The organism is Type-F symbiont of Plautia stali, assembly GCF_059731105.1.
In genome coordinates, this window is sequence record NZ_AP035909.1 from 1,363,813 (window position 1) to 1,381,345 (window position 17,533).

14 protein-coding genes are annotated in these 17,533 nt (G+C 55.5%); 5 read left to right on the top strand and 9 right to left on the bottom strand.

The window, feature by feature from the left end; all coding sequences use genetic code 11:
• Nucleotides 1–16 precede the first annotated feature (16 nt).
• The 3 genes from ompF to pncB form a co-directional block, all read right to left on the bottom strand.
• Nucleotides 17–1,138, bottom strand: a complete 1,122-nt coding sequence (gene ompF / locus AC6I7A_RS06355; RefSeq protein ID WP_058957444.1) for a porin OmpF — start codon at nt 1,136–1,138, stop codon at nt 17–19.
• Between the two features lie 300 nt (nt 1,139–1,438).
• Nucleotides 1,439–2,839, bottom strand: coding sequence for an asparagine--tRNA ligase (gene asnS, locus AC6I7A_RS06360; protein WP_009091079.1), 1,401 nt, complete (start codon nt 2,837–2,839; stop codon nt 1,439–1,441).
• Between the two features lie 158 nt (nt 2,840–2,997).
• A complete protein-coding gene (pncB, locus tag AC6I7A_RS06365) occupies nt 2,998–4,203 on the bottom strand; it encodes a nicotinate phosphoribosyltransferase (protein ID WP_498004609.1) in 1,206 nt (401 codons plus the stop codon).
• Nucleotides 4,204–4,446: 243 nt separating this feature from the next.
• Here pncB and pepN point away from each other — a divergent pair, with 243 nt between their 5' ends.
• Nucleotides 4,447–7,062, top strand: coding sequence for an aminopeptidase N (gene pepN, locus AC6I7A_RS06370; RefSeq protein WP_058957442.1), 2,616 nt, complete (start codon nt 4,447–4,449; stop codon nt 7,060–7,062).
• A 41-nt stretch (nt 7,063–7,103) separates the two neighbouring features.
• Here the strand turns inward: pepN and ssuB are convergent, their stop codons facing one another.
• Genes ssuB through ssuE form a run of 5 tightly spaced genes read right to left on the bottom strand, consistent with a single transcriptional unit; the run spans nt 7,104 to nt 11,364 of the window.
• Nucleotides 7,104–7,892 carry an aliphatic sulfonates ABC transporter ATP-binding protein gene (gene ssuB, locus AC6I7A_RS06375; protein WP_058957441.1) on the bottom strand — a complete coding sequence of 263 codons (789 nt, stop codon included), beginning with the start codon at nt 7,890–7,892 and terminating at the stop codon, nt 7,104–7,106.
• On the bottom strand, nt 7,889–8,680 hold the full coding sequence (gene ssuC / locus AC6I7A_RS06380) for an aliphatic sulfonate ABC transporter permease SsuC (protein ID WP_058957440.1): 792 nt from the start codon (nt 8,678–8,680) through the stop codon (nt 7,889–7,891). The genes ssuB and ssuC overlap by 4 nt, the downstream gene beginning before the upstream one ends.
• A gap of 10 nt (nt 8,681–8,690) precedes the next feature.
• On the bottom strand, nt 8,691–9,839 hold the full coding sequence (gene ssuD, locus AC6I7A_RS06385; protein ID WP_058957439.1) for an FMNH2-dependent alkanesulfonate monooxygenase: 1,149 nt from the start codon (nt 9,837–9,839) through the stop codon (nt 8,691–8,693).
• A 9-nt stretch (nt 9,840–9,848) separates the two neighbouring features.
• Nucleotides 9,849–10,802 carry a sulfonate ABC transporter substrate-binding protein gene (locus AC6I7A_RS06390; protein WP_009091067.1) on the bottom strand — a complete coding sequence of 318 codons (954 nt, stop codon included), beginning with the start codon at nt 10,800–10,802 and terminating at the stop codon, nt 9,849–9,851.
• A 10-nt stretch (nt 10,803–10,812) separates the two neighbouring features.
• Complete coding sequence (gene ssuE / locus AC6I7A_RS06395) at nt 10,813–11,364, bottom strand: NADPH-dependent FMN reductase (protein WP_058957438.1); 552 nt, start codon at nt 11,362–11,364, stop codon at nt 10,813–10,815.
• A 738-nt stretch (nt 11,365–12,102) separates the two neighbouring features.
• Between ssuE and AC6I7A_RS06400 the strand changes: the two genes are divergently transcribed.
• The 4 genes from AC6I7A_RS06400 to AC6I7A_RS06415 all read left to right on the top strand — a co-directional run bounded on the left by AC6I7A_RS06400 (nt 12,103) and on the right by AC6I7A_RS06415 (nt 16,328).
• Entirely contained in the window at nt 12,103–13,083 is a 981-nt protein-coding gene (locus AC6I7A_RS06400) for a glycosyltransferase family 2 protein (protein ID WP_058957437.1), read from the top strand.
• A 102-nt stretch (nt 13,084–13,185) separates the two neighbouring features.
• Nucleotides 13,186–14,487, top strand: coding sequence for a flippase (locus AC6I7A_RS06405; protein WP_009091062.1), 1,302 nt, complete (start codon nt 13,186–13,188; stop codon nt 14,485–14,487).
• 134 nt (nt 14,488–14,621) lie between these two features.
• Nucleotides 14,622–15,632, top strand: coding sequence for a quinone-dependent dihydroorotate dehydrogenase (pyrD, locus tag AC6I7A_RS06410; protein WP_058957436.1), 1,011 nt, complete (start codon nt 14,622–14,624; stop codon nt 15,630–15,632).
• A 153-nt stretch (nt 15,633–15,785) separates the two neighbouring features.
• Nucleotides 15,786–16,328, top strand: coding sequence for a cell division protein ZapC (locus tag AC6I7A_RS06415; protein WP_009091060.1), 543 nt, complete (start codon nt 15,786–15,788; stop codon nt 16,326–16,328).
• On the opposite strand, the gene AC6I7A_RS06420 is transcribed toward AC6I7A_RS06415, so the two are convergent.
• Nucleotides 16,329–17,438: a YcbX family protein gene (locus AC6I7A_RS06420; protein WP_058957435.1), complete on the bottom strand. Its 1,110-nt coding sequence runs from the start codon at nt 17,436–17,438 to the stop codon at nt 16,329–16,331.
• Nucleotides 17,439–17,533 lie beyond the last annotated feature (95 nt).

Sequence of the window (17,533 nt, forward strand, 5' to 3'; positions counted from 1 at the left end):
CATGTTGAAAGCAGGATTAGAACTGGTAAACCAGGCCTACACCCACCACGTCGTCTGTGTTCAGATTCAGGCGGTTGTTATCATCCAGCTGGTTGATTTTGTAATCAACATAGGTAGACATGTTTTTGTTGAAGTAGTAAGTCGCGCCAACATCGACATATTTGTACAGGTCAGCATCGCCGATACCTTCGATATCTTTGCCTTTCTGCTGCACATAGGCAACGGATGGGCGCAGGCCAAAGTCAAATTGATACTGAGCCACTAACTCAATAGTCTGAGTTTTATTAACAAAAGCAGTGGCAGTAGAAGTGGTATTAGGTGTTGTGCCAGGGATGGTGGCGGTAAAGGATGAGGTGTTACGGCCTTCACCATACATCGCTGCCAGATAAACGTTATTCGCATCGTATTTCAGTGCAGTTGCCCAGTTTTCAGCACGTTTGCCCTGTCCGATAACGTTACCATTTACATCAGTAACACCTGCTGCCTGTGAATCAGTACGGTCGCTGCTGCTGTAGGCACCCACTACACCCACACCGATTGGTGCAACATAAGAGGTAGACACGCCCCAGCCGTCGCCGTTTGAACGACGAGTTTCATCACGATCGTTTTTACCCTGATACTGAACGGCGAAATCCCAGCCATCGACCAGGCCAAAGAAGTTGGTGTTGCGGTAGGTCAGCATGCCGGTACCACGACCGTTCATGAAGGTATCTGAACTTCCTGAATCGCCACCAAACTCTGGCAGCATGTCGGTCCAGCCGATTGCATCGTAAACCACACCGTAGTTACGGCCGTAGTCGATTGAACCCGCATCGCCGAATTTCAGACCGGCAAAGCCCAGACGGGTCTTGTTGCCGTCCTGTGCGTCTGAACCTTCAGAGTTGTTCGCCTGAATGTTGTATTCCCACTGGCCATAACCGGTCAGCTGGTCGTTAATCTGAGTTTCGCCTTTAAAGCCGAAGCGAACGTAAGACTGGTCGCCGTCGTTACCTGAATCATCAGAGAAGTAATGCAGGCCAACTGCTTTACCGTACAGGTCCAGTTTGTTGCCGTCTTTGTTATAGATTTCGGCAGCATTGGCTGCGCCGGCGGCTAACAGAGCAGGGATAACCACTGCCAGAATATTGCGCTTCATCATTATTCATTACCCTCATTGGAGTTATTTGTACACCTGCCACTGCCGTAAGGAAATCTTTACAGAACCCTCAACGAAGTTTGGTGTCTTCCTGTGTCTGCACGCATCTTTCCATCCCCCCCGCCGTAATTCTAGCGCGAAAATGCTACTAAACTCGTAATCTGGTTTCTAAAGGAAAATATGTATTACAAAATGTAAAAAATACGGAACTTTGTGAGAGAACTCAAAATTTACAAAAATAAAAAAAGGCCGGCAGTGCCGACCTCTTTATATATATGATTTTCTTATATTAAATGCCGAATGTCAGAAACTCGCATTGCGTGGGGTGCGTGGGAAGGGGATAACGTCCCTGACATTTTGTACGCCGGTGACATAGGCGATTAAACGTTCGAAGCCCAGACCAAAGCCAGAATGCGGAACGGTGCCATAGCGACGCAGGTCACGATACCACCAGTAATCCTCTTTATTCAGCCCCATCTCTTCCAGACGCGCATCCAGCACATCCAGACGCTCTTCACGCTGTGAACCGCCGATGATCTCACCAATGCCCGGCGCCAGAACGTCCATCGCCGCCACGGTTTTGCCATCCTCGTTCAGGCGCATATAGAACGCTTTAATATCTTTCGGGTAGTTTTTCACAACCACTGGCGCTTTGAAGTGTTTCTCTGCCAGATAACGCTCGTGTTCAGAGGAGAGGTCGATACCCCAGGACACCGGATTCTCGAAGGTCTGACCGCAGTTCTTCAGGATCTCAATCGCATCGGTGTAGTCGACCTGAGCAAAATCGGTGGTGATGAAACGCTGCAGGCGTTCAACAGCCTCTTTGTCGACACGCTCAGCAAAGAAGGCCATGTCGTCAGCGCGCTCTTCCAGCACCGCGTTAAACACATATTTCAGCATGGCTTCGGCCAGTGCTGCGGCATCATCCAGCGAAGCAAACGCAATTTCCGGCTCCAGCATCCAGAATTCCGCCAGGTGACGGCTGGTGTTAGAGTTTTCGGCGCGGAAGGTCGGACCAAAGGTGTAAATCTTCGACAGGGCGCTGGCATAGGTTTCACCGTTCAGCTGACCTGATACGGTCAGGAACGCCTCTTTGCCAAAGAAATCTTCAGCGAAATCGACTTTGCCCTGATCGTCACGCGGCAGGTTTTCCAGATCCAGCGTCGAAACGCGGAACATCTCGCCTGCGCCTTCGGTGTCTGACGCGGTGATCAGTGGAGTGGAGACCCAGAAATAGCCATTTTCATGGAAGAAACGGTGCAGCGCCTGCGCCAGAGTATGGCGGACGCGGGCAACCGCGCCAATCAGGTTGGTGCGCGGACGCAGGTGAGCCACTTCACGCAGATACTCAATGCTGTGGCGCTTAGCCGCCATCGGGTAGCTGTCCGGATCTTCCACCCAGCCCACCACTTCCAGATGGGTCGCCTGAATCTCAAACGCCTGGCCCTGACCCGGCGAAGCCACCACTTTACCGGTGACGATAACCGAACAGCCCGTGGTCAGACGCAGCACTTCATCCTGATAATTATTCAGAGAATTATTGACGACAGCCTGAACGGGATTAAAGCAGGAGCCGTCATACACGGCGATGAAGGAAAGACCGGCTTTGGAATCTCTTCGGGTACGCACCCAACCACGTACGGTGACTTCACTGTCAACCGCGACGCGACCGTGCAGTACGTCCGCTACAGGCACTACGCTCATAAATATCTCTCTATATAGAAGAAGTGAGTAAAAAAAGTTGCCCCATCCGGGGTTTTGCTATGTTACTTGCGAGTCTTCAGGAAACAAGCAAAATTCAGGCTGAAAACAGATTTATTACAGCAGAGGCGGGGCGTATTGACGCCCCGATAAGAGGGGATTTAACTCGCTTTTTTCACCAGCGGCAGGTCAAAGGCTTTACGCAGCGCTCTGACAAAAGCTTTGTCCTGACAGATCGTTTTACCCGGGCTGTCGGAGAGTTTCGCCACCGGTTTACCGTTGCACTGCACCAGTTTGATGACGATATTCAGTGGCGTGACGCCCGGAATATCGCAGGTCAGGCGGGTCCCGATACCGAAAACCACATTCGTTCGCTGACCAAAATGGCGGTAAAGCGCCAGCGCCTTGTCGAGATTCAGATTGTCAGAAAAGACCAGATTTTTGCTTAAGGGATCGATACCCAGCTTCTGATAGTGGGCGAGCGCTTTCTCACCCCACTCAACCGGATCGCCGGAATCGTGGCGCAGACCCTGATAACGGCGGGCGAACACCGGGCCAAAGTCGCGCAGGAACGCATCCATGGCGATACAGTCGGTCAGCGCAATACCCAGCTGGTCGTCATACTCATCCAGCCACGCCTGCAGTGCTGCCCGCTGGCTGTTCGCCAGAACGGGACTAATCTGCTGGAACGCCTGAAACCACTCGTGCGCCTGGGTGCCCACTGGCGTGAGTGACAGGCGGCGCGCCAGGTCATAGTTACTGGTACCAATCAGCCAGGGGAAATCCTGTTTCAGCGTTGCGACAATCGACTGCTGCACATCCTGTGAATAGCGACGGCGGGTGCCGAAATCCATCAGGCGGAAGCGTGACATGTCGAAGTCGGCCACCTGCGCTTTAAAGTCACTGAGCTTATGATGCAGGTAGTCAATCGCCTGCTGAGTGGTGACCTGCGGTGTGCGATGACGATGCACAATCTCGCTGATCAGCGCCAGCAGCGGCACCTCCCACAGTATCACTTCACGCCACGGCCCCTGAATACGAAGGTCCAGCTTGCCGTGGTGATTGCGCACCTCAACCTGCTCCGGTTTGTAGCGGAACTGGCGAAGCCAGCTCAGGTAATCTTCGCGAAAGAAGGGAAGATGAGACAACCAGGTCGCTTCATCTTCGGTCAGCGCCAGATTTTGCATTGCGGTTATCGCGTCACGAATTTCGTCAGCGTAGAGACCCAGCAGTTCGTCGCCGCGGCAGCGAAACTCCGCCGTCACCGTTACGTCGTGGTAGCGGTGGAAAACGGCCTGCTGCATATGGAGCTTATAGGCGTCCGTATCCAGCAGCGAGGTCAGTATCGGGGAAGCATGTCCTGTCATGGCGCGTTTCAGCATCCTGTTCGGTGGCGCAGAGCCCGGTGTTGTACACAGTCATAAAGACGCAAAAGTATAATTCACTATCTGACGCCAATCACAGCATATTTCAGTCCGGCGGGTCGAGGCCAATCTGTGCCTTTGTTAACAAACTGTAGACATTTCACCCTTTAGCTGCATTGTGCGTGGCAAGCTTGTTGTAACAAGCTTAGACTTTGCCGGTAAACTTATAACAACGCGAGACGGAATATGACGCAACAGCCCCAAATCAAGTATCGCCACGACTACCGTGCGCCTGATTACACCATCACCGACATCGATTTAACCTTTGAACTGGATGCGTCGACCACCCGCGTAACGGCCATCAGCCAGGTCAAACGGCTGGGCGACAGCCAGGCTGAGCTGCGCCTGGACGGAGAGGCGTTAACGCTGATTGCGCTGGAAATCGACGGGCAGCCCTGGACGGCGTTCCGTGAAGAAGAGGGGGCGCTGGTCATCAGTCAGCTGCCGGAAAGCTTCACCCTGAAAATCATCAACGATATTCATCCGGATCAGAACACCGCGCTGGAAGGACTGTACAAATCGGGTGAGGCGCTCTGCACCCAGTGCGAAGCTGAAGGCTTCCGTCATATTACCTGGTATCTCGATCGCCCGGATGTGCTGGCGCGTTTTACTACCACCATTTATGCCGACGGCAATCGCTATCCCTACCTGCTCTCCAACGGTAACCGGATCGACGGCGGCCAGGACGATCAGGGGCGCAACTGGGTGAAGTGGCAGGACCCGTTCCCGAAACCCTGCTATCTCTTTGCGCTGGTGGCGGGCGACTTCGACGTGCTGCGCGACAGCTTTACCACCCGCTCAGGCCGTGATGTGGCGCTGGAAATCTTCGTCGACCGCGGCAATCTCGACCGCGCTGACTGGGCGATGACCTCGCTGAAAAACAGCATGAAGTGGGACGAGGAGCGTTTTGGTCTGGAGTATGACCTCGACATCTTTATGATCGTGGCAGTGGACTTCTTTAATATGGGGGCGATGGAGAACAAAGGCCTCAACGTCTTTAACGCCAAATATGTGCTGGCCAAAGCTGAAACCGCGACCGACAAAGATTATCTCGGTATTGAAGCCGTAATCGGTCATGAATATTTCCATAACTGGACCGGTAACCGTGTGACCTGCCGCGACTGGTTCCAGCTCAGCCTGAAAGAGGGGCTGACGGTCTTCCGCGATCAGGAGTTCAGCTCCGATCTGGGCTCGCGCGCGGTGAACCGCATCGATAATGTGCGCATCGTTCGTGGTGCACAGTTCGCCGAAGATGCCAGCCCGATGGCGCACCCGATCCGCCCGGATCAGGTGATCGAAATGAACAACTTCTACACCCTGACCGTGTATGAAAAGGGATCGGAAGTGATCCGCATGATGCACACGCTGCTGGGTGAGGAGAATTTCCAGAAAGGCATGCAGCTCTATTTTGAGCGCCACGACGGCAGCGCGGCAACCTGTGATGATTTTGTTCAGGCGATGGAAGATGCTTCTAACGTCGACCTGTCGCAGTTCCGCCGCTGGTACAGCCAGTCGGGTACACCGGTCCTGACGGTTCGTGACGACTATAATCCGGAGCTGGAACAGTACACTCTGCATGTTACCCAGCACACGCCAGCCACCGCCGACCAGAAAGAGAAGCTGCCGCTGCACATTCCGCTGGATATCGAACTCTATGATGGCGAAGGCAAGGTGATCCCGCTGCAGCATAATGGGCAGCCGGTGCATCATGTGCTGAATGTTACCGAGGAGTTCCAGACCTTTATTTTCGACAACGTCTACTTCCAGCCGGTACCGTCGCTGCTGTGTGAATTCTCTGCGCCGGTGAAGCTCGACTATAAGTGGAGTGACGCGCAGCTTACCTTCCTGATGCGCCATGCCCGCAACGACTTCTCCCGCTGGGATGCGGCTCAGAGCCTGCTGGCCACCTATATCCGCCTCAATGTCGCCCGCTATCAGCAGGGCCAGCATCTGTCGCTGCCACTGCACGTCGCCGACGCATTCCGCGCAGTGCTGCTTGATACCGACTGCGACCCGGCACTGACCGCGCTGATCATGACGCTGCCGTCAGAAAATGAGATTGCCGAGCTGTTTGACGTTATCGATCCGCAGGCCATCTCACTGGTGCGGGATGCGCTGCAGCGTACGCTGGCGCGCGAACTGGCCGATGAATTCTTTGCGATTTACAACGCCAATCAGCAGCCCGAGTACCGGGTGGAGCATGAGGCGATTGGTCAGCGCAGCCTGAAAAATATCTGCCTGACCTATCTCGCCTTCAGCGATGCGCAGCTGGCGGACAAACTGGTGCAGGCGCAGTATCAGCAGGCGACCAACATGACCGATGCGCTGGCCGCTCTTTCTGCCGCTGTGGCGGCGCAGCTGCCGTGCCGCGATGCGCTGCTGGCGGCGTATGATGAGCGCTGGCATCAGGATGGTCTGGTCATGGACAAATGGTTTGTGCTGCAGGCGACCAGTCCGGCTGCCAACGTGATGCGCAACGTGCGTCAGCTTCTGACGCATCGCTCCTTCACGATGAGTAACCCGAACCGCGTTCGCTCGCTGGTGGGTGCCTTTGCCTCCGCGAACCCTGCTGCTTTCCATGCAAAAGATGGCAGCGGCTATAAGTTCCTGGTCGAGATGCTGACTGACCTCAACACCCGTAATCCGCAGGTGGCGGCACGGATGGTGGAGCCGCTGATTCGCCTGAAACGCTATGACGAAACGCGTCAGGCGATGATGCGCGAGGCGCTGGAAGAACTGCTGACGCTGGATAAACTCTCTGGCGATCTCTACGAGAAAATCACCCGGGCGCTGAACGCCTGATAATAAAAAGGCGGAGCGTCTGAGACGGCCTCCGCCTTTTTTTAGCGCTGCTGCGCCAGTCGCACCGGTGGAGTGCGCTCTGTACGCTGCATCACCCGATCCAGCACCTCCGCTTCCAGCTCGGCGAGTCGTGCCGATCCCCGGCGTCGCGGCCTGGGCAAATCGACCTGAAGATCCAGCCCGATCTCTCCCTCCTCAATCAACAGCACCCGATCCGCCATCACAACCGCCTCACTGACATCGTGCGTGACCAGCAGCACGGTAAAGTGATGCTGCTGCCACAGCGACTCAATCAGTCCCTGCATTTCGATGCGGGTCAGGGCATCCAGCGCTCCCAGTGGCTCATCCAGCAGCAACAGACCGGGACGATGGATCAGCGCCCGGGCCAGCGCAACCCGCTGTTTCTGGCCTCCCGACAGCGCAGCAGGCCACTCATCCGCCCGATCGGCAAGTCCGACTGCCGCCAGCGCATCCCGCGCCGCGCCGCGCCATTCGCGTCCGCGCAGCCCCAGGCCGACGTTGTCGATCACTTTTTTCCACGGCAGCAGTCGCGCATCCTGGAACATCAGACGGGTATCGTCGTGCGCCGACTGCAACGGCGCATTGCCCGCCAGCAGCTCACCGCTGGAGCAGTGCTCCAGTCCGGCCAGCAGGCGCAGCAGGGTACTTTTGCCACAGCCGCTGCGGCCCACGACCGCCACAAACTGACCGGAAGGGATATGCAGGTCAATTTTATTGAGAATGGTGCGGTTGCCATACTGTTTGCTGACGCCGTTGACGCCAACCGGGGTGCCGGTGTTAAGGCGTGCCGGTGAGAGAGTCGGACTCATGCGTTCTCCTCCTTTAATTGATAAGCGGGGTGCCAGCGCAGCCAGACACGCTCCAGCAGCAGCGCGGCGACATCCGCCAGCTTACCGAGCAGGGCGTAGAGAATAATGGCGACCACCACCACATCCGTCTGCAGAAATTCCCGCGCATTCATCGCCAGATAGCCGATGCCGGCGTTGGCGGAAATGGTCTCCGCGACGATCAGCGTCAGCCACATCAGGCCGAGAGCGAAACGCACGCCGACCATGATATTCGGCAGCGCGCCGGGCAGGATCACCTGGATAAACAGACTCCAGCCGGAGAGACCGTAGCTGCGGGCCATCTCAACCAGCCCGCGGTCAATATTACGGATGCCGTGATAGGTGTTTAGGTAGATAGGGAAGAGCGTACCCAGCGCCACCAGGAAAATCTTGGCCGACTCATCAATACCAAACCAGAGGATCACCAGCGGAATCAGGGCCAGATGCGGCACGTTGCGCAGCATCTGAACTGAGGTATCGAGCAGACGCTCACCGGTTTTTGAGGTGCCGGTGATCAATCCAAGTATCAGACCGATGGAGCCGCCGATAGCGAAACCGACCAGCGCCCGCCAGCTGCTAATCGCCAGGTGCTGCCACAGTTCGCCGCTGACCGTCAGCTGCCAGAAGGTGGTCACGATTTTCTCCGGCGCGGGCAGAATGCGGGTTGATAACCAGCCGGTTTGCGAGGCAATCTGCCACACCACGATCAGCAGGAGAGGCAGCAGCCACGGCACCAGCGTATCGGCAAGACGTTTTCGGGTTCTGGCCATTCTGCTCTCCTCAGCCCCGGGCGACTTTTTTCTCAGGGGTAAAATCGTTGGCTACCGCTTCACCGTGCGCCTGAACGACGCGAGGCTGCGGGACCAGCGGCACCTGCAGGTCGAGATGCGGGAACAGGAGTTCCCCGACGCGATAAGCCTCTTCCAGATGCGGGTAGCCTGACAGAATAAAGGTCTCGATACCCAGCGCTTCATACTCTTTGATCCGGGCGGCAACGGTCGGGCCATCACCCACCAGTGCGGTTCCGGCACCGCTACGCACCAGACCGACACCTGCCCAGAGGTTCGGGCTGATTTCGAGCTTGTCGCGGCGACCCCCGTGGAGCGCGGCCATGCGACGCTGTCCGACAGAATCGGCGCGCTGGAATGCCGCCTGCGCTTTTGCGATGGTGGCGTCATCCACATTGGCAATCAGCCGGTCAGCCGCCTGCCAGGCCTCTTCATTAGTTTCTCGCACAATCACATGCAGACGGATACCGAACCGCACGGTCCGGCCCTGAGCGGCCGCTTTCGCGCGCACCTGCTCAATCTTCTCTTTGACCTGCGCAGGCGGCTCGCCCCAGGTGAGGTAGACATCAACCTGCTCCGCGGCCAGCTCCTGCGCCGGTTCTGAGGAGCCGCCAAACCAGAGCGGCGGACGAGGCTGCTGGACCGGTTTAAACATCAGTCGCGCCCCGCGAACGTGCACATGCTTGCCTTCATAGTCGACGGTTTCCCCCTCAAGGACCCGACGCCAGACGCGGGTAAACTCGGCGGACTCCGCGTAACGCTCGCGGTGATCGAGGAACACCCCGTCGCCCGCCAGCTCTTCCGGATCGCCGCCGGTCACCAGGTTGAACAGCGCCCGCCCGTTAGAGAGGCGATCCAGGGTGGCGGCCTGACGGGCGGCCTGCGTCGGTGAAATCACACCCGGCCGTAGCGCCACCAGAAAACGCAGACGCTGAGTGACCGGAATCAGCGAGGCGGCCACCAGCCAGGCATCTTCACAGGAGCGGCCGGTCGGGATAAGGACGCCGCCAAAGCCAAGACGGTCAGCGGCCTGCGCCACCTGCTGCAGATAGGCGTGATCAACCGGTCGCGCCCCTTCGGCCGTGCCAAGATAGTGTCCGTCGCCATGGGTTGGCAGGAACCAGAAAACAGATACGCTCATTGTTGCTCCTTATTGCGTGACGGTGTGGGGATGCCAGAGACGATCCTGAATCGTCACTTTGACTGGCAACAGATGATTGGCATAAAAGAGATCGGCGGTGCGCTGCTGCGCGGCGGCCGTTTCGGCACTGACCGGTGAAATGCGGGTCGGCGGCCGGTGATCCAGATAGCTGGCGATAACCGGTTCGGGCAGGCCCATCGCCTGAGCCAGCAGGGTAGTACTCTGCTGCCGCTGGCTGATGGTGAGCGCATCGGCCGCACTGAACGTGTCGAGCACCTGCTGAATAAAGGCGCCATGGGCTTCGGCATAGCTGCGGGTCGCTAAATAGAACGAGCCGGTCAGGTTGAGCGAGCTGCCATCGATCAGCAGACGCGAGTTACCCTGCTGGAGTACGGAGGAGTAGTAGGGGTCCCAGATAGCCCAGGCATCGACGTTGCCCTGCTGGAAAGCGGCGCGGGCATCGGCGGGCGTGAGATAGACCGGCGTAATATCGTTAAAGGAGAGTCCCGCCTGCTGCAGCGCGCGCAGCAGCAGGTTGTGCGAGCTGGAGCCTTTCTGGAAGGCGACTTTTTTCCCTTTCAGATCCGCCACCTGTTTCAGGGGGCTGTTTTTCGGCACCAGAATCACTTCTGATTTCGGTTTCGGCGGTTCAGAACCTACGTAGAGCAGATCAGCGCCCGCGGCCTGCGCAAACAGCGGCGGAAGGTCGCCGGTACTGCCGAGATCGATGCTGTTCACATTCAGCGCTTCCAGCATCTGAGGGCCCGCCGGGAACTCGACCCACTTAATATGCGTATGGGGAAAACGCTTCTCCAGTAACTGATGCGACTTTGCCAGCACCATGCTGACTGAGCCTTTCTGATAACCGATACGAATTTCAGCCGGGTCGGATTCGGCGGCCTGAACCTGAAGGCCCGCCAGCAGAAGTCCCGCAACCAGCCACTTTCCTAATCTCTGCTTCATTGCTCTTTCCTTAAACCGCTTGCGCAACGGGGTGGTGGTGACGGGTCAGCGCCAGCCAGAAGGCGGAAACCGCTTCATCCAGACGCTCTGCCAGAGAGGCCTGTAATTCAGGCTGCCGGTCATAATGAATCACCTGATGATCCTCGGCATAAACGCCGTGCAGAATCTCCTGCGCCTTCAGGGCATTGAGAACCGGCTTCAGGGCGTAGTCGAGTGCCAGCATATGACCGGCACTGCCGCCGCTGGCCAGTGGCAGAACCACTTTATGTTCCAGCGCGCGTTCCGGCAGCAGATCAAGCAGGGTCTTCAGCGCCCCCGAAAATGAGGCTTTATAGATCGGGGTCGCCACAATCAGCCCATCCGCGGAGGCCAGGTCCTCGCGTAATGCCAGCAGGGCAGGCGCATCAAAGCGCGCATTGATCAGATCGTCAGGCTGAAAGTTGTGAATATTCCAGGGAATGACTTCAACGCCACGCGCCTCCAGCTTGTGCTGACACAGCGTCAGCAGGGAAGTTGAGCGGGAGGGGAACCGTGGGCTGCCTGCCAGCGTAATAACTCGCATCATCACTCCTTATAACTAAAAGTTATTGATTATCAAATGTTGAGAACTTATGCCTTCATACTGTCAGAGCAGGGCAGTGGGCTTAAATGATTTATCCGGCAAAGTAAGCGTAAAAACTGCAAATAGAAGCGGCGGAAACCGGGGCGCATCCGGAAGCCTTCCGAATATTCTTAATTTCAGGGCAAACAGAGAAACGATTCATTAAGGAGGGTGATGCGAGATCGCAAAAATAGACGGGATGCCCGAAAAAAATCGCTCTCGTCTGATTGCCTGAACATTCTGATTGTGACCAACAACCCCATTAAGCGCAGCGGCCGGGTCAGAAGCAGCACGGAAACTGACTGGTGGTGGGCTTCCTTCGTCTGTTATTAGGATTTATGCCATAAGGCAGAGTGTAATAAAAATGAAGCAATGGTGACGTTTTTCATGGATTCAGACGTTCGCTTACAGATTCCTGAATCTGGTTACGTCTGCTTTATCACCTATTTTTAAATCAATCCTCAACGGTTTTAACATTGCAGCAGGATATTGATGCACGTCTTTTAACAGTGATAGTCCTGTGAAACGTTAAGATATTTTTTACGACTGGTCTTTTTTTACGAAGCCGGTTTAAGATAATCGGGCTGAATCAAAGAAACAGAATATCAGCCTCTCACTCTTTTCATCGCTTCGCCTCTGGTCAGGACCTGCATCAGGCAGGTGAATCGTTTTGTTATTTTTAACAGCTGAGAATTACCTATGTCTGACATCCTGTTATCCGTAATTATTCCAACCTACAACGTTGAGAAATATATTGTCGAGTGCGTTGATTCCTTATTGCGCCAGGTTAAATCTCCCAATGAAATTCTCATTGTGAATGATGGCTCCACCGACGGAACGCTGGCCTTACTTGAACAGAATTATGCGCATCTTTCTCAGGTGAAAATAATTACTACGGAAAACGGCGGCGCCGGTCGTGCTCGCGATGTGGGCATTGAGCAGGCCAGAGGCCAGTTCCTCTTTTTCTGCGACCCGGATGACGTCGTGGTTGATGGCCTGGTGGCGGAACTTGCGACGGTCGCGGAACAGCACCCGGAAACCGACCTGTTCTGTTTCAACTCCTGCGTTTATCGTGATGGGCAGATTGATGTCACCTCACCTAAAGTCAGACACGAAATTTTTGGCCAGCAGAAATCGCAGGAGGTCTTTTTGCATCTGCTGCGAAACGGCAGATATACCTCGGCGGCCTGGAGTTATATCGTCAGTAAGCGAATTGTCGAGCAGCATAAATTACGCTTTGTTGGACGCGTTCATGAAGATCACAACTTCACGCTCTCCGTATTTGTAAAAAGCCAGCAGGCCTGGGTCAGCCGTCAGGTTTATTATAAACAGCGTATCCGTAATGGCTCGCTGACCAACAGTACCAAAAGTAATGAGTTTTTCTACCAGCGTTATAACGCTTTTATGCACGCCTACAGTACGTTAAACAGCTCGATCACAAAATCCGCCTGGCGCAGTTCGCTGGAGAAAGCCTATTTAGTTCATTCGTTTCGCCTGATGATCTACCTGTCACTTTATAATGGCACCCCCGTGCCGGAATATGTCCTGAATGCCATCCGCTTCCTGGGCCGTAATGTCAAAACAGAAAACGTCAAGGAGTGGCTACTGTTCAATCGCCCTGAACTCTTTATTGCGTTACAGCATTACAAAGTTAAAAAAGAGCTCAGTCGCGCCGCCTGATCCTGTAAAAGCAGCCGGATTCTGAAAAATTTGAAGCGATATTGTTTATGCCTTAGCGAAATGAGAAGGTGAGACATGCAATGTGTATAAGGTTGTTGCGTCATGGCAAAAGTACTCGATAAAAGTCTGATTATTAATATTTTTTCGCTGCTGGCGTATCGCGGCGCGTCGTTTCTGTTTCCGCTGGCTACGCTGCCCTATCTGGCCCGTGTTCTGGGGGTAGAACAGATGGGTACGCTGGCGCTGGCGATCGCCTGCGTGCTCTATTGCAGCACCATCTCCGACTGGGGATTCAATGTCTTTACCACCAAAGATATTGCGCATCATCGTGACGATAAGGAGCGTGTCAGTCAGCTCTTCTGGTCCACCTTTAATGCCAAGCTGATGCTGCTGCTGCTGACCAGTGGCACGCTGCTCACCGCCACCTGGTTTAATCCCGCCTGGCACTCACTGTTCTTTATTGTGCTGGCGAACTGCACGACGCTGGTTGGCTCGCTGTTTTCCTTTGGCTGGCTGATGCAGGGCTTTGAGAAGCTGGGCAAAACCGCAGTTATCGCCACCTTCGGTAATTTCTGCGCCATTCCGCTGACCTTTTTGCTGGTGAAATCTCCGCAGGACACCTGGCTGGCTGCGCTGATCCCTGGCGTCGTCTCTATGATTAGTGCGGCGATAACGCTGAAGTTTGTGCTGGAGATGAAAGTCATTGGCCATTACCGCTTTGAACCGCGTGAAATTAAACAGCGCATCACCGACAGCATGGATGTCTTTATTGCCATTGCCGGGGCCAACCTGTTTAACAGCGTCAACGTGGTGATCCTGGCGACCTTTACCTCTACCTATATGGTGGGGATCTATAACGGTGCCGATCGCCTGCGTAAAGCGGCAAACTCCGTGCCGGAGCAGATCGGGAGCGCCTTCTTTCCGCGCGTCAGCCACCTGTTCGGCCGGGATAAACGCGCCGCGATTGCCGCAACACGCAAAAGTCTGCTGCTCTCATTCTCTCTGAGTCTGTCGATTGTCATCTTTACCTGGTTTTTTGCTGACCTGGTCGTCTCGATTTTACTGGGTAAAGACTTTATTCCGTCGGCGGATGTGCTGCGCGTCTTTGTACTCTGCTTCCTGTTTGGCAACATCGCCTATCCGGCCGGATTACAGATCCTGATCCCACACGGCCTGGCGCGCCAGCGTATGTGGGTCATGATGGCGGCGGGGGTGATTAACGTACCGCTCTGCTGTTTCCTGGCCTGGAAGTTTGGCGCAATCGGCGCGGCATGGTCGATGGTGGGCGCGGAAGCGTTTGTCTGTCTCGGCATTTTTGGCATCATGCATCGTCACGGTATCCTGCGGGAATATCTCTTTCCCTCTCAGGTGGAAAATCGCCCCGTAAACGATTCCGCTGCGTAAGATCAAAGCAAGGTGACTTAACTTCCCGCCTTTCCGCCCTTCGATTTACTTTTGCGCCAGAGCACTTTACCATTCTGGCGCACAATTTCCCGTGCACCGACTTTCACGATTGCTTCCGTCCTTCAGGAGAGTGCATGTTTTATCCTATCGTCCGACCGGCGCTGTTTAAACTCGACCCCGAACGCGCGCACGAACTCACTTTTCAGCAACTGCGCTTTATGAATGGCACCCCGCTGGAACGGTTTTATCGCCAGAATCTGCCGTCGCGTCCGGTCACCTGTATGGGACTGACCTTTAAAAATGCCCTTGGCCTGGCCGCGGGCCTGGATAAAAACGCGGGGTGCATTGATGCCTTTGCGGCGATGGGCTTCGGGTTTGTTGAAGTGGGCACCGTCACGCCGCGCGCTCAGGCAGGCAATGATAAGCCGCGCATGTTCCGACTGGTTGAAGCGGGCGGGATTATCAATCGCATGGGATTCAATAATCTGGGGGTCGATCACCTGGTCGAAAACGTGAAAAAAGCGCGTTTTAACGGCGTGCTGGGGATTAATATCGGCAAAAATAAAGATACGCCGGTTGAGCAGGGAAAAGAGGATTACCTGATCTGCATGGAAAAGGTGTATGCCCACGCCGGTTATATCGCCATCAATATTTCCTCACCTAACACTCCCGGTCTGCGCTCACTGCAATATGGTGAGGCTCTGGATGATCTGCTTTCCGCCATTAAACAGAAACAAAAAGCGCTGGAGCAGCGTCATCTCAAATATGTTCCGCTGGCCGTAAAAATTGCTCCGGACCTCTCTGAAGAGGAGTTAATTCAGGTAGCGGACAGTTTAGTACGTCACCAGATTGATGGCGTGATTGCTACGAATACCACGCTCGATCGCTCCCTGGTAACGGGGCTTAAGCATGCTGAGGAAGCCGGTGGCTTAAGCGGACGGCCTGTCCAGTCGCGCAGCACGGCGGTCATTCAGCGCCTCTCACAGGAACTGCAGGGACGCCTGCCGATTATCGGCGCAGGCGGCATTGATTCTCTGACCGCTGCGCGTGAAAAGATTGCGGCAGGGGCTACGCTGGTTCAGATCTATTCAGGCTTTATTTATCAGGGGCCAGGATTAATTAAAGATATCGTCACACATCTCTAAGACAATTCTCACAATGCTTCGCCGGGGGGTTTATTTATCCCCTCGGCTCGTTTATATTTTGTCCTGTTGCACGATTTTTCAGCTTTTCCTTATATTCTATTTTCGCTGAATTCTGCGTGACGTATGGCGCAGCGATAAAAGACAGGGCAGACGATGAACATTAAACCCGACGATAACTGGCGTTGGTATTTTGACAACAGCCACGACCGAATGATGCTCGACCTGGCAGACGGTATGCTTTTTCGCTCCCGCTATTCCCGCAAAATGCTGACGCCCGATGCGTTCTCAGAGTCGGGTTTCTGTGTTGATGATGCCGCCCTCTATTACACCTTTGAAGAGACCTGCCGTCAGTGCAAACTCAGTGGCAGCCATCGCGCTGAACTGGTGCTGAATGCCCTGGTCGCCGCGCGCTTCCTGAAACCGCTGATGCCGAAAAGCTGGCACTTCACCGCATATGCCCCGGCTATGCAGCCGCGGCCCGGTGAGATGGTGCAGGTTACGCTGGCAGAAGAGGGAACGCAGGCGCGTCTGCTGGTGGTTGAAAGCGGCAGTAACGCGGCGCTCTGCCTGCTGGCTCAGCCAGCACTGACGCTGGCCGGCAAAAATATGGTGCTCGGCGATGCCATCAAGGTGATGAACGACCGCCTGCAGCCCTGGTATCAGGATGTCGCGCCGCGCTATGCCCGCGCGGTCTGACTACTTCAGTTCGACATCGCCTGCCGGAATACAGCTGCAGCTCAGCAGCGTTCCGTCCTGACGCACGGCGCCTTTCTTCAGCGCTTTAACTTCGCCCGATACCAGATTCAGCTTACAGCTGCCGCACAGTCCCGCACGACAGGAGTAGGGGATACGAAATCCCTGCATTTCCAGCTGATCCAGTAACACCTGCTGATTATCCCCGCGGAAGGTCTGTCCCTGAAAGGTGATAGTCACGGCATCAGGGGCCTGTGGCTGCGGTTTCAGCGTCTCAATGACCTCTCCGGCACCGTAGAGGCGCGGCGCATGGCGCTTCAGGATCACCATTTCGTCACCGGCACGCACTACACCCTGATTACGGGCCACCAGATTCAGGCCAAAATCGATATCCCCGCTGCCATCCTGGGCGCTGCGGAACGTCTGCAGAGTGGCGAGCGGATGACCGGCAGGATGTTTGCGTCCGGTTTCGGGGCTGACCGTGGTCAGCACGCAGCGACTGCAGGGTTTCGGCACTTCAAAGATAACTTCACCTATCCGGATCTCCGCCCAGCTGTCTTCATCCCATGCGGCCGCGCCGCTCACGACCAGATTGGGACGAAACTGTTCGGCACGTACGCTGGCCGGGCAGCGCTGTTGCAGGTCATGCAGCGAGGCGCTGTTCACCAGCAAAAACGGAAAGCCATCGGCAAAACTCAGCGGGACATGGTCAAATGCTTTGACCCGGCGACGGGGTTCAGGTCCGACCCAGCGCAGCTGGACGTCACGGGGAAAGAACTGGCTCAGCCACTGATTCATGGCGGGCGGGGCGATGCGTGCGCTGAAGCGATTGCCCCAGACCTCGGTCGGGTGTTCCTGCTCCCCGAAATCGCTGAAGCGGATAAGCATGTGACTGCCGTCCGGCGCTTCCAGTAACAGCCCCTCAGGTAAAATAGCGGGTGTAAAGCGCACCATCTCCGGATGCTGCCGGGCAGTAATAAAGGTGCCGTCAGGTTCCGTCACCATAAACAGACGATCAAAAGCCAGCCCGCTGCCAGAAACCCGGGCGTGTGACAGTGCCAGCCCCCGCATCGACTTCACAGGATGAATAAATAAGCGGGAAAGCGTGATCATGGTGTTCTCCTTGAAACCCGACGCGCAAGACAAAAGAAGCTAACTTTATGACATAGGTCTGTGATTCGCTATAATGCGCGACAATTTTCTCAAGA